Source organism: Shewanella sp. TB7-MNA-CIBAN-0143 (assembly GCF_040310065.1).
Classification (GTDB): domain Bacteria; phylum Pseudomonadota; class Gammaproteobacteria; order Enterobacterales; family Shewanellaceae; genus Shewanella.
On record NZ_JBEOPL010000017.1, the window covers coordinates 1 to 12,725 of the forward strand.

At 41.2% G+C, this 12,725-nt stretch carries 12 protein-coding genes and 1 tRNA gene; 7 read left to right on the plus strand and 6 right to left on the minus strand.

Features of this window, described 5'->3' with window-relative positions; all coding sequences use genetic code 11:
* Window positions 1-194 (plus strand): hypothetical protein (locus tag AAEY97_RS14345; RefSeq protein WP_350999574.1); only part of this gene is annotated, 194 nt, incomplete at its 5' end.
* Window positions 195-521: 327 nt separating this feature from the next.
* Here the strand turns inward: AAEY97_RS14345 and AAEY97_RS14350 are convergent.
* From AAEY97_RS14350 to folB, 4 genes are all read right to left on the minus strand, one after another.
* Entirely contained in the window at window positions 522-1,370 is an 849-nt protein-coding gene (locus tag AAEY97_RS14350; protein WP_101088827.1) for a putative RNA methyltransferase, read from the minus strand.
* Between the two features lie 105 nt (window positions 1,371-1,475).
* Window positions 1,476-2,276, minus strand: coding sequence for an undecaprenyl-diphosphate phosphatase (locus AAEY97_RS14355; RefSeq protein WP_101088826.1), 801 nt, complete (start codon window positions 2,274-2,276; stop codon window positions 1,476-1,478).
* A 34-nt stretch (window positions 2,277-2,310) separates the two neighbouring features.
* On the minus strand, window positions 2,311-2,826 hold the full coding sequence (folK, locus tag AAEY97_RS14360; RefSeq protein ID WP_162023710.1) for a 2-amino-4-hydroxy-6-hydroxymethyldihydropteridine diphosphokinase: 516 nt from the start codon (window positions 2,824-2,826) through the stop codon (window positions 2,311-2,313).
* Between the two features lie 37 nt (window positions 2,827-2,863).
* A complete protein-coding gene (folB, locus tag AAEY97_RS14365) occupies window positions 2,864-3,217 on the minus strand; it encodes a dihydroneopterin aldolase (RefSeq protein WP_011638438.1) in 354 nt (117 codons plus the stop codon).
* Window positions 3,218-3,495: 278 nt separating this feature from the next.
* On the opposite strand from folB, the gene plsY reads away from it, so the two are divergent.
* Window positions 3,496-4,089 carry a glycerol-3-phosphate 1-O-acyltransferase PlsY gene (plsY, locus tag AAEY97_RS14370; protein ID WP_392342525.1) on the plus strand — a complete coding sequence of 198 codons (594 nt, stop codon included), beginning with the start codon at window positions 3,496-3,498 and terminating at the stop codon, window positions 4,087-4,089.
* 75 nt (window positions 4,090-4,164) lie between these two features.
* Here plsY and tsaD read toward each other — a convergent pair whose 3' ends face one another.
* The gene (gene tsaD / locus AAEY97_RS14375) at window positions 4,165-5,181 is read right to left on the minus strand and encodes a tRNA (adenosine(37)-N6)-threonylcarbamoyltransferase complex transferase subunit TsaD (RefSeq protein ID WP_162023712.1); all 1,017 of its coding nucleotides are present in this window, start codon (window positions 5,179-5,181) and stop codon (window positions 4,165-4,167) included.
* Window positions 5,182-5,875: 694 nt separating this feature from the next.
* Here tsaD and rpsU point away from each other — a divergent pair.
* From rpsU to AAEY97_RS14400, 5 genes are all read left to right on the plus strand, one after another.
* Window positions 5,876-6,091, plus strand: coding sequence for a 30S ribosomal protein S21 (gene rpsU / locus AAEY97_RS14380; protein WP_006080725.1), 216 nt, complete (start codon window positions 5,876-5,878; stop codon window positions 6,089-6,091).
* A gap of 7 nt (window positions 6,092-6,098) precedes the next feature.
* Window positions 6,099-6,542, plus strand: a complete 444-nt coding sequence (locus tag AAEY97_RS14385; RefSeq protein ID WP_011638441.1) for a GatB/YqeY domain-containing protein — start codon at window positions 6,099-6,101, stop codon at window positions 6,540-6,542.
* Window positions 6,543-6,631: 89 nt separating this feature from the next.
* Window positions 6,632-8,359: a DNA primase gene (gene dnaG / locus AAEY97_RS14390; RefSeq protein ID WP_162023713.1), complete on the plus strand. Its 1,728-nt coding sequence runs from the start codon at window positions 6,632-6,634 to the stop codon at window positions 8,357-8,359.
* A 150-nt stretch (window positions 8,360-8,509) separates the two neighbouring features.
* A complete protein-coding gene (gene rpoD, locus AAEY97_RS14395; RefSeq protein ID WP_101088819.1) occupies window positions 8,510-10,345 on the plus strand; it encodes an RNA polymerase sigma factor RpoD in 1,836 nt (611 codons plus the stop codon).
* Window positions 10,346-10,529: 184 nt separating this feature from the next.
* Window positions 10,530-10,606, plus strand: a tRNA-Ile gene (locus AAEY97_RS14400).
* Window positions 10,607-10,898: 292 nt separating this feature from the next.
* On the opposite strand, the gene AAEY97_RS14405 is transcribed toward AAEY97_RS14400, so the two are convergent.
* Entirely contained in the window at window positions 10,899-12,557 is a 1,659-nt protein-coding gene (locus AAEY97_RS14405; protein ID WP_350999579.1) for a sensor domain-containing diguanylate cyclase, read from the minus strand.
* Window positions 12,558-12,725: the final 168 nt, after the last annotated feature.

The window sequence follows — 12,725 nt, forward strand, 5'->3', positions numbered from 1 at the left end:
TCAAGCGGTATCAAGCGGTATCAAGCGGTATCAAGCGGTATCAAGCGGTATCAAGCGGTATCAAGCGGTATCAAGCGAAAAATCTAAACACCTACAGCTTCTCCACACCAGCTTTTTCGCTATTAATCTATACATTGTTCAACCAGTTAATCTTTCTAAACAATCTCACAGATATCATCTGGATTGACCATTAACACAAAGTTCAATACTAGCATTAGCTCTTATAGCATCTAGCAGCGAAGCGCTCTAGCCCCTAGGCTTGTAAACGCGCTCACCGTTCGTTATAGCTTGTCATCACAGAAATCTTAGCACCAGCTCTTATAGCATCTAGCCGCGAAGCGCCCTAGCCCTTAGGCTCTAACGCTCTCACCGCATTGTCGTCCTTATCGCTTGTCATCGATCGCAACCAATCTTAGCTTGTATATCATCTAGCCGCGAAGCGTCCTAGCTCTTAGGCTCTAACGCCCTCACCGCACTTTCATCTTATCGCTTGTTATCGCTTTCCATCAGCTTTTACATTTTTATAAGCGTTTTTTGAGCGTTATAATCTGCCAGTCAAACTCTAGTTCACTAATTGCAGTAGATTTAACTTGATGCTTTAGCTGATCATTAGCACGCCAACCAAATACCGACATATCAAGCAATGTTAATGCCTGCTCACCGGTAACTGACTGAGTAAACACCACTTGTTGCTGGGCATCAATTTCCACATCATTGGGTAAATTTAACTGCAGCGGCTTTTCGACTAAGTCTGGATAAACTTGTTGTTTAATTTGCCATAAATGCCTAATACCAGGCTGCAACAATACAATTCGACCGTCATCTTTTAAAATCCGAATGCATTCTTTCCCTTTTAACGGTGAATCAAGCACCGTCACAATATCGACTGATTGCGAGGCAAAGGGCAATTTCTTTAACGCCAACAACAATAAATTCGCCGGTGTTTCAGATTTTGCCGCGGCAAAGATAGCATTTTCAGCATCGGTAATGCCCCAATGCTGACACGATACATTGGCTTCCACTAACGCAGGCACAAGCTGACGTAAATAATAACCATCAGCACATTGGTAATCGATATGCTGTAATTGTGTGTCACCATTAGAGGTAGAGGCACATAAGTCCAGCAATACTGTTTGAAGTTGTTTAATTAACGGTGCAAACAAGCCTGTTTCTAATAAAAAATGTCGCCCGCGCATTTGTTGGCGAGACTCCACTTGCGGCTTACTCTTGCCCTTTACGTTGCTCAGCAGTGGCCAGTAACCATTAGGGTGTTTATCAAAATGATGTTTGTTGTCGCAATAAAATCCCGCTGAAGCTTGATGTTGATTTAGTGGAGCTGAACACACTGGACATAATAAAGATAAAGTCATAATTACACTGATAGTTAATTGAAAGACGGTAAAACAAACGGGTAGAAATACCTAGTGTGGTAAGCCTACCCGCTATGCAAATAAAAAGTCGCTTAAATGCTTATATTAAAGATAGAGCAATCCAAGCAATAACGCACCAAGAGCAAGGCGATATAATACAAACGGCGTCATGCCTATTTTGCTAATAAATTTTAAAAAGAAATGAATACATAAATACGCAGCAACAAATGATACAACAATCCCTAAACCAAGCGCTTGGTAATCGATAGGTGCAGGACTACTGACTAAGTCTTTGGTAACCAGTAACGCGGCACCAAAGCTAACAGGAACAGACATAAGGAATGAAAAGCGAGCCGCGGCTTCACGGGTTAGCCCTAACATCAGTGCTGCTGTCATCGTGGCGCCAGAGCGCGACGTGCCAGGTATTAATGCCATAGCCTGTGCTAAACCGATAAGCAAAGCCTTTTTCCAACCCATTTGAAATTCAGTTAACTGTGCTTTTGACATTCTATCTGCCGCCCACAACAGCAAACCAAAAACAATCGTAGTTATTGCAATCACTAAAGTATTTCTGAAATGGGTTTCAATAAAGTCTTTGGCAGTAAATCCGACAATAACAGCAGGAATAGTCGCTAAAATAATCCACCAAGCGAGTTTACTTTCTTGAGTTTGTTGCTTACTAGCTAAACTGGTAAACCAAGCTTTTGCCAGTACAACAATCTCATGGCGAAAATAAATGACCACGGCAAATAAAGAGCCTGTATTAACTGCTACATCAAATGATAAACCTTGATCTGCCCAACCTAATATTTGTGATGGTAAAATTAAATGTGCCGAGCTAGAAATAGGCAAAAACTCCGTAAGCCCTTGGATTAATGCCAGCAGAATAACTTGAAACGTTTCCATATTTGTCCTTGTTAGAGATTAACTTATCGATTAGTTATAACGTGTTAATGGGTAATAGTTCTGGTGGGAACTCAAATACAATAGGCCACAATTGTTGACACTGTTTGTCATAATTCTGCCAAAGTGTTTGATAGCTTTGTAACGTCACCGGATGAGACAGATTAGGGACTAATTCTGCCAAAGGCCACAATACAAACGCATTAAACAAAATTTCGCCACGAGGCAATTCAACGGGGATGTCACAAATAACATCGTCATACAGCAATAAGTCAATATCAAGGCTCCTCGGGCTGAATTTTTTCTCACCTCGAATACGGCCATTGTCTTGTTCAATTTGCTTAAATGTCGCCACAACCTGTGCAATTGATAAATCGGTATCAGCCGCAGCCACCATATTTAAAAAATTAGTGCCTTTAAACCCTACCGATTCACTCTCAAAAACCCGTGATAATTGTAATGGGCCAAAATATTGTTGTAAATCAACCAAACCGGCTTTCAGGTGTTTCTCTGGCGAAATATTAGTGCCCAAACTTATGTAAATACGTGCCATTGACTGACCTAATGCTAAACAGTAAAAAAAATAACAGTTAAATGCTACCGCGTTCGATCTCGACACCGACAGAAACAGCATGAGGTATTGCACCTGGCTTCATCACAACCACTTTAACCCAAGGCACATTAAATTCGTCTTGCAAACAATGCGCAATCATTTCAGCAACAGTTTCAATCAGCTCTATCGGATTCTCAGTAATCAATGCCGTTAAACGATTTGATACCGTTTCATAACACAATGCATTTTCGTAACTATCACTAGCGGCCGCAAGACGATTATCCCATGCCATATCTAAATCGATAAGCAATGTTTGATGAAGTTTTTTTTCCCACTCATAGATACCAATAATGGTCTCTATCGCTAACTGGCGAATGAGTACTTTATCCATATAAATTCCTACCTTAACCGATGTAAAAAGACGTTAAGTTCATCCTAATCAAACTTTATTACCGATTATATGCCTAATATGCACATTTAAGCTTTTTCCTAATGAATTAAAGCAGTAGGATAGGCGCTGTTGTTCAATTAACATCAACTAAATGGTTAATGTTAACGCGAAGACAGCTTCAGTGGATACTAAAATGACTTGTCTCACAAATGAATGCGCGATGATACCCTAAGAAGAGTAAGGAAACCAATTTGAACGCCGTTACAGTCACCATTTTGATGATCATTACCGCCTACCTAGCGGGTTCGATCTCAAGTGCCGTACTGGTTTGTAAATTAAGAGGTTTACCTGATCCAAGAACCAGCGGCTCCGGCAATCCCGGTGCCACTAATGTGCTACGCATTGGTGGAGTTAGTTCTGCAGCGCTTGTGTTATTTTTTGACATGCTCAAAGGCGCCCTGCCTTCTTATCTGGGCTATAAAATGGGACTTGATGCCGCATCATTAGGTTTTATTGCTGTCAGCGCTTGCTTAGGGCATATATTCCCAATATTTTTTGCTTTTAAAGGCGGAAAAGGTGTTGCAACGGCCTTTGGTGCAATGGCCCCCATTGGCGGTGATTTAGCAATATGCCTCATCCTCACTTGGATTGTGTTTTTACTATTAACGCGTTATTCCTCTGTAGCCGCAATGGCAACCGCAACCTTAGCGCCTTTTTACACTTGGTGGTTAGACGAACGTTTTATTCTGCCTGTTGCGATGCTCTCAACCCTTATTTTAATCCGCCACAAAGACAATATTGGTCGTTTGCGCCATGGCGAAGAAAGTAAGGTCACACGAAAAAAATCCATAAAAAAACCCAACACCAAATAGTATTAGGTTTTCTTGGCAGCTTGAAAGTAAATCATTACTTTCAAGCTTACCGACTCAAACACGCTAACTCATCAATTAGTCTACTGCAGGCAGCGTATCCAAAGGCCATCTAGGTTGACCTTTAACCTCAAGCCCCTCTATATGCCCTGCACGTAAACGCTGTAATCCAGCGTAAGCAATCATGGCACCATTGTCAGTACAAAACTCCCCACGAGGATAATACACTTGACCGCCTAACTTGGTCATCATCTCTGCCAATGTCTCACGTAAGCGAGTATTAGCACTTACACCACCGGCAATCACCAAACGTGTATAACCTGTTTGCTTCAAGGCTCGTTTACATTTTATCGCAAGGGTATCAACAACTGCTTCTTCAAATGCACGGGCAATATTGGCACGAGTCTGTTCATCATTTGGTTCTGCAGCAATCGTATTTGCGGTAAATGTTTTCAATCCAGAAAAACTAAAATCTAAACCTGGCCTGTCCGTCATTGGACGTGGAAACTTATACCCCGCAGGCAAGCCTTTCTGGGCTAGTTTGGCTAAACGAGGGCCGCCAGGATAATCTAATCCCATGAGCTTGGCTGTCTTATCAAACGCTTCGCCTGCAGCATCATCGACAGATTCACCTAACACTTGATATCGTCCAATGCCTTCAACTTGCACTAACATTGAATGGCCGCCAGACACTAACAAGGCTAAAAAAGGAAATTCAGGTGCATTTTCTTCCAGCATGGGTGCCAATAAATGTCCTTCCATATGATGCACACCGATCGCCGGTTTATTCCATGCATACGCTAAAGAGCGTCCCACACAAGCGCCAACAAGTAATGCACCTATTAGTCCAGGACCTTTGGTATAAGCAACACCGTCGATATTATCTAGGCTTGAATTAGCCTCTGATAAAGCCTGCTTAATCAATGGCACAATTTTGCGAACATGATCACGAGAGGCAAGCTCAGGCACAACACCACCATAATCGGCGTGCAATTTAACTTGGCTGTATAGCACATGCGACAATAAGCCTAATTTATCGTCATACACTGCAACCCCAGTCTCGTCACAGGATGTCTCAATACCAATAACCCGCATAATCTCTCGTCTTCATTAAAAATAAGGCCGCCAATTCTACCCGTCTCAGCGTAAATACTCCAATGTTTAACGATTAAATACCTATCCTTATAAGTAAGCTTATAAGTAAGAGATCAACTCAAGACTCTGAACCAGCAAAACATAGATAACAAACCGATTTTAAACAGTCACAATTAGTGTTAAATACACTTACCAAGGGGCAACCATGATATTGTCCATGCGCGTTATCCAACAAAACAGGCACTGCTGTACAACTAGCGACTCAAACGAATAGACATATAACGGCTACTTTTTCCTAAATAACCTGAACTTAAGATAACAAATTCCTCCCAAACAGCCCTTTGCCTTGCTAACGTCGAGATTCTTTACACAAGAAGACTTGCAATAAGCCCGCTATTGACGCGTCATTTCGCCTTGTTAGTAAAAAATGACAAGTTTGATAGAGGTTAATTACTAAAATTATGATATTTATAATTATATTCTCAACTCTATATCCCGAGTTCAGGTTAAATATTAAAAAAATGAAACAGTAGGCTATTTCCCCGAAGAGAAAATCAATCAGGGGTTTACAAATGGTCGCCGCTCGGTGTAAAATTCCGCACCATTTTAAATAGCCTTTGGTTTGAGTGAAGTCACTAAAAATGTTTAGTCGATTTAATCATCCAACATAACTACACCTAAGGGGTGATGGCGTATGCCAATTATTAAAGTACGTGAAAACGAACCATTCGACGTAGCTCTTCGTCGTTTCAAGCGCTCTTGTGAAAAAGCTGGTATTTTAGCTGACGTGCGTGCTCGTGAATTTTACGAGAAGCCAACTACTGCCCGTAAGCGTGCAAAAGCAGCTGCAGTTAAGCGTCTAGCTAAGAAGCTTTCTCGCGAAAACGCACGTCGCGTACGTTTATATTAATCTCATTATGAACTTAACCGATCAGCTAAAAGACCAAATGAAAGATGCCATGCGCGCTAAAGATAAAGTGCGCTTAGGAACAATTCGTATGGCACTTTCTGCCATCAAACAGATTGAAGTGGATACCCGCGAAACTCTGACTGATGAACAGACAATAGCTGTATTAACCAAAATGGTTAAACAACGCCGTGATTCGATTGCTCAATATGAAGCAGCGAATCGTCCGGAGTTGGCAGCCGTAGAAGCAGATGAAATTCGAGTTATCGAAAATTTTCTGCCTACACCGCTAACAGAAGATGAAGTAGCAGCGATTATCGATGCTACTATTATTGATGTTGGTGCTGCATCCATGGCGGATATGGGTAAAGTAATGGGAGCATTAAAAACTAAAGTTCAAGGCCGTGCAGATATGAGTGCTATTGGTACAATGATCCGCGCTAAATTGAAGTAATCAATTTTTAATGTTGAATAAGCCGTGCACTTGCACGGCTTGTTTGTTTACATCAGTTGATAAAGTAAATTCGAGAACAACAGCAATCAATGGCGATACCTCGTGATTTTATCAATGAGCTAATAGCTCGAATAGACATAGTCGATCTCATTGACCGTAAAGTGCCGTTGAAAAAAGCCGGTAAGAACCATTCGGCTTGTTGTCCTTTTCATAGCGAAAAATCACCCTCTTTTACCGTCAGCAGAGACAAACAGTTTTACCACTGTTTTGGTTGCGGTGCCCATGGCAATGCTATTGATTTTGTCATGGAATATGATCGCCTAGAATTTGTTGATGCCATTGAAGAACTTGCAGGTCAACTTGGTCTTGCCGTACCACGAGAGCAAGGCACAGGGAAAAGGCCAGATCAAGGATTAAGTCGAGACTTATACGAACTGATGGAAGAAGCTAACCTCTTCTATCAAAGCCAACTTAGGCAGCATACAGACAAACAAAAAGTTGTCGATTATCTTGAATTTCGCGGATTATCGAGTGACGTTGTTGAGCAGTTCGGCATTGGGTTTGCACCCGATGGTTGGGATGGATTACTGGGTCGTTACAGGCAAAATTTGCCCGCCCAAGATAAATTACTGACCGCAGGCATGTTAATTGCCAATGATAGCGGTAAACGCTATGACCGTTTTCGCGACAGATTAATGTTCCCAATACGCGATCGTCGTGGTCGTGTTGTTGGATTTGGAGGAAGAGTTTTGGGTGACGGCACCCCAAAGTACTTGAATTCTCCAGAAACGCCCATATTTCATAAGGGTAATGAGCTTTATGGTTTATATGAGCTAAAGCAAAAACACCGTGACCCACAACATGTGTTAATTGTTGAAGGGTATATGGATGTCGTCGCACTCGCCCAATTTGGGATTGATTATGCGGTTGCATCGTTAGGTACATCGACTACAGCTGAACAATTTCAGCTTTTAGTGCGTAGTGCAAAACAAGTGGTCTGTTGTTATGACGGTGACCGCGCAGGCCGCGAAGCAGCTTGGCGTGCACTAGAAACAGCGCTACCACTGTTAAAACCGGGTGACCAAGTCAAGTTTATGTTTCTACCGCAAGGTGAAGACCCTGACACTATGGTCCGCAAAATTGGCAAAGAAGCATTCGAAGCATTAATGCAAAAAGCCATGTTACTGCCCGAGTTTTTGTTTGACACATTAAGTGCTAACCACGGTACCGATAAAGGGGCATTAGCCAAGCAAGCCATTGCGCTAATCGAAAAGGTACAAGATACCGTCCTACAGAATTTACTGTTAGAAAATTTAGCACACAAATTAGGCATGAACAGTAGCGAAGATTTAAAGAAAAAATTAGGTTTTACTGTAAAACAGCCAAAACCGTTAAATGCGAAAGGCTTACAAGGTCGTGGTACGCCATTAAGATTGGCCATTGCCCTACTGGTCCAAAACCCAAGTTTAGGCTTTGGTTTGGCAAAACAGCCTGCACTAGATCGATTACAGATGACCGGCATAGAATTGCTCAATCATTTGTTAGATATAACTCGAGAGCAAACGTTAAACAGCGCACAACTACTTGAAATGCATAGAGAGCATAATCAAAAGAGCACTCTAATAAAGCTAGCCCAATGGGAACATCAAGTGGCGGATGAAAACGTATTGCCAGAGTTTAAGCAAACCCTGATTTGGTTAAACAACCAATATATTGAACAACGATATCAGGAATTAAGCCTAAAACAGGCTTTAACGAAAGTTGAAAAAATGCAGCTAACAAAGCTGATTTCTATAATGAAAGGCATAGCGAAGTAATACGCAATTTATTCGTGAAGAATATGCGTACAAACATTGCCATGGACTAGCTAAGGTTAGTCCACACAGCTATAATTGACGATTTGCGCGCCACTTAGCACAGCTAACTGGCCTATCGTTTTATCAGTTACCCAAAATTGGATGATATCTATGGATCACACTCCGCAGTCGCAACTCAAACTGTTGCTCGCTAAAGGTAAAGAGCAAGGTTACTTAACCTATGCAGAAGTGAACGACCACTTACCTGCAGACATGGTCGATTCCGATCAGATTGAAGATATTATCCAGATGATAAATGACATGGGTATCCGCGTTTTTGAAGAAGCGCCAGATGCCGATGACATGATGATGTCGGAAGACAACACAGACGAAGATGCTGCAGAAGAAGCAGCGGCAGCTCTCGCAACCGTAGAAAGTGAGTTAGGCCGAACCACAGACCCTGTCCGCATGTATATGCGCGAAATGGGCACGGTAGAGCTACTTACTCGCGAAGGCGAAATTGTTATTGCTAAACGTATCGAAGAAGGTATCAACACAGTACAGAGTTCTGTCAGTGAGTACCCTCAAGCGATCGCAATGATCTTAGAGCAATTCGATAAGTATGAAGCTGAAGAATTGCGCTTGTCTGATATTATCTCTGGATTTATCAATCCTGACGACGATGACGTCGCACCAACTGCCACCAATGTTGGTTCAGAATTAGCTGACTCTAAAAATGATGATGATGACGATGACGACGATGATGACGATGAGGAAGAGGAAGAAGGCAACAAAGGGCCAGACCCTGAAGAAGCCAAAGAAAAATTCACTCAACTCAGAGAAGCCTACGAAAAAAGCTTAGGAATTATTGCCGAAAAAGGCCGTGACCACCCTGAAGCGATTGGCTCATTATTTGTTATTGGCGAATTATTCAAAGAATTCCGTTTAGTACCTAAACAGTTTGACCGTTTAGTGAAAAGCATGCGCAACATGATGGACCGCGTACGAATTCAAGAACGTCTAGTCATTAAGCTTTGTGTTGAACACGCTAAGATGCCAAAGAAAAACTTTATTAAGGCTTTCACTGGTAACGAAACAAACTTAGATTGGTTTAACAAAGAAAAAGAAAGCACTAAGCCTTACGCTGAAGGTTTGCGTATGATCACCGATGACGTAACGCGTTGTGTGACCAAGCTAGGTGCTATAGAAGTTGAAACAGATTTAACCATCGCAGGCATTAAAGACATTAACCGTCGTATGTCTATCGGTGAAGCGAAAGCTCGTCGTGCGAAAAAAGAAATGGTTGAAGCTAACTTACGTTTGGTTATTTCTATTGCCAAAAAGTACACCAACCGTGGTTTACAGTTCTTGGATTTAATCCAAGAAGGTAACATTGGTTTGATGAAAGCAGTAGATAAGTTTGAATACCGCCGTGGTTACAAGTTCTCGACTTATGCAACGTGGTGGATCCGTCAGGCAATCACTCGTTCAATCGCCGACCAAGCACGTACGATCCGTATTCCAGTACACATGATCGAAACGATTAACAAGCTGAACCGTATTTCTCGTCAAATGCTTCAAGAAATGGGCCGTGAGCCGTCTCCTGAAGAATTGGCAGAACGTATGATGATGCCTGAAGATAAGATTCGTAAGGTGCTGAAAATCGCTAAAGAGCCAATCTCAATGGAAACCCCAATCGGTGACGATGAAGATTCGCATTTAGGTGATTTTATCGAGGATACTACCCTCGAGCTACCACTTGACTCAGCAACTAGCGAAAGTCTAAAGAACGCCACACACGAAGTGTTAGCTGGCCTAACAGCCCGTGAAGCAAAAGTACTGCGTATGCGTTTTGGTATCGATATGAATACTGACCACACGTTAGAAGAAGTGGGTAAGCAATTTGATGTTACACGTGAACGTATTCGTCAAATTGAAGCTAAAGCGTTACGTAAATTACGTCACCCTTCTCGCTCAGAAATCTTAAAGTCGTTCTTAGACGAATAAGCTCACTGAAAAAATAGTATAAAAACCTGCTTCGGCAGGTTTTTTTATGTCCAAAAACGCAATAATTGCTTAACAGATAACCAATTGAAACAAGATAAGTAAATACAACTAAAAACACGGGTGACAAGTGCCAACAAACTTCGTATACTTTCCCCGCTTTCGATAGTGACGACTATCTTAAGTCGGCCCCTTAGCTCAGTTGGTTAGAGCATACGACTCATAATCGTCAGGTCCCCAGTTCGAGTCTGGGAGGGGCCACCAATTCTGATAAGCCGTAGTAGGTTAATACCTACTACGGCTTTTTCATATCTGGCGTTCTGTGTTGTAGCAAATGTGTAGCAGATACGTAAATAAAAGTCAGTAATTGAAGGAATTTGAATCCGCTTGCCATTTTGATAGTTATGCAAATCACCAACCATCAAATAACTCCACGATAAGCGCTTATAACGCTCTTGAACAATCTGCGTGATGCATTAGAGGATAGCCAATCGGCTTAAGTAAAAACCAAGGTAACTAATTTAAGCTTCGCTATCGTATATGCCTCAGCTTCTTTCTAGCCAATAATGTCATCAACTACTATCTTGTTTCGACCCGATCCTTTAGCGTTGTACAAAGCGCTATCAGCTCGTTGGAACCACTCTTTAAAAGGCTCTTCAATACGCAGAGTTGCCATGCCGGCACTAAAGGTTAACTTGTCGATTGGCGCGAAGTCCATCTGTGAGATTTTTTGCCGTAGCGCTTCAATATGTTTAAAGACCATAGCCGAGGTCGCTTCTGGTATTAAAATCACAAACTCTTCTCCCCCCCAGCGACAGATGAGATTTTCTTTGCGCATATTTACAGACAGTTCATCCGCAAAACGGCACAAAATATCATCACCAACATTGTGGCCAAACTCATCATTAATCTTTTTGAAATAATCTATGTCTAATATGACCAGAGTAACAGGGAAATGATGTCGCTTAGCGCGGGAGATCTCTTTATCAACCAGAGCACTAAAAGCTCGACGATTATAAAGCAAGGTTAACGGGTCTTTAGAGGCAAGCTGTTCAAGCTTTTCATTTTGCTGATTAAGCAGTAAGTTTTTGTCGGTGATTTCTTGGGTTCGATGATTGACCATTTGTTCTAAATGGATAGTGTGTAAATGTATTTTTTGAAGACTATCGTGGAAAGCTTTAGACAGTTGACCTATTTCATCATCTGAATCGATTATTTTTAGATAACTTTTTTTATCTTTAACAGAGGCTTTTACATCTTTGGTCAGTTGCACGATTGGTTTTGTTATTCTATTGGATAGTTCACTGATGAGTAATAAAAATATCACCATCAAAATGATCGAAGTGACTAAAACGTCGTACATTATTGTATATATAGCGTGAAAAATTTCAGACTCTTTAGTTGTGACAAACAAGGTCCAGCCAGGCAGATAATCAACTTTTGAAAATGTGACTATCTTCGATTCATTTAATTTGGCATCCCTATAACGACCGTAGCCATCATTTTGTAATTTAGTTTGTCGGACTATTTTATAAAATCCTGGATAATCAGCACTTTCTGTCATTGAAAGTTTATTCTTCATTATAAAACTTTTATTCGGATGTGAAACCATTAAGCCATTCGAGTCAGTTAACCAAGCGTAACTCTCTTTTGCGAGCTTAATTTCTGCTAATTTAGCGGAGATGATGGTGAGAGGCACCGCCACTGCAAGTGTTCCTATCCAGTTATTTTGCGTGTCTAAAATAGGTACTCCCACCATGATAACGGGGGCCTTTTCAAACCGAGTGATTACTGGCGTGCTAATATTATATTCTTTGCCCACCCATTGTTCAGCGCGTATAAATGAAGAATGAGTGACTTTATTTGTATTACCTAACACATCAGTTAAATTTAAATTTTTGTCTACATAAATAGCATTAATGAAATTACCACGCCCCATTGTCATCAGCCTTTGCAGCTGTCGAGCGATAGTCGCTTTATCACCTAGCTTTGTCTTTGGGTTATTGCTGAGCATTTTTAACATAACAACATATCGAGCAAACTCTTGGCTGAGGAGGTTTGCGTGCATTTTCGAAATTTTGGTAGAGTTTTCTAATGCTAAATCCAGTACACGATCACGCTCATTGATAAATATAGTGATTAAAAGCACAGACGTGAAAGCTATCATGACTAAAGAGAAAATAGTGATAACCTTGGCTTTTATACTATGAAACATATCACCCCTGAAAACGTTTGCTTAACACACTAAAATATATATAAATCACAAAAAATTGATGACACTTAATGGTATAGACTGGTGGTTAGCATTATGTCGTACTGATGCAATACCATTAAATCATGATTGCATAGACTTTGAATTGAACACATAAACTCACTCAAATCA

Coding starts and splice junctions, on each gene's coding strand:
- AAEY97_RS14350 (WP_101088827.1), bottom strand. CDS start 1,370: ATGACTTTATCTTTATTATGTCCAGTGTGTTCAGCTCCACTAAATCAA.
- AAEY97_RS14355 (WP_101088826.1), bottom strand. CDS start 2,276: ATGGAAACGTTTCAAGTTATTCTGCTGGCATTAATCCAAGGGCTTACG.
- folK (WP_162023710.1), bottom strand. CDS start 2,826: ATGGCACGTATTTACATAAGTTTGGGCACTAATATTTCGCCAGAGAAA.
- folB (WP_011638438.1), bottom strand. CDS start 3,217: ATGGATAAAGTACTCATTCGCCAGTTAGCGATAGAGACCATTATTGGT.
- plsY (WP_392342525.1), top strand. CDS start 3,496: ATGATCATTACCGCCTACCTAGCGGGTTCGATCTCAAGTGCCGTACTG.
- tsaD (WP_162023712.1), bottom strand. CDS start 5,181: ATGCGGGTTATTGGTATTGAGACATCCTGTGACGAGACTGGGGTTGCA.
- rpsU (WP_006080725.1), top strand. CDS start 5,876: ATGCCAATTATTAAAGTACGTGAAAACGAACCATTCGACGTAGCTCTT.
- AAEY97_RS14385 (WP_011638441.1), top strand. CDS start 6,099: ATGAACTTAACCGATCAGCTAAAAGACCAAATGAAAGATGCCATGCGC.
- dnaG (WP_162023713.1), top strand. CDS start 6,632: ATGGCGATACCTCGTGATTTTATCAATGAGCTAATAGCTCGAATAGAC.
- rpoD (WP_101088819.1), top strand. CDS start 8,510: ATGGATCACACTCCGCAGTCGCAACTCAAACTGTTGCTCGCTAAAGGT.
- AAEY97_RS14405 (WP_350999579.1), bottom strand. CDS start 12,557: ATGTTTCATAGTATAAAAGCCAAGGTTATCACTATTTTCTCTTTAGTC.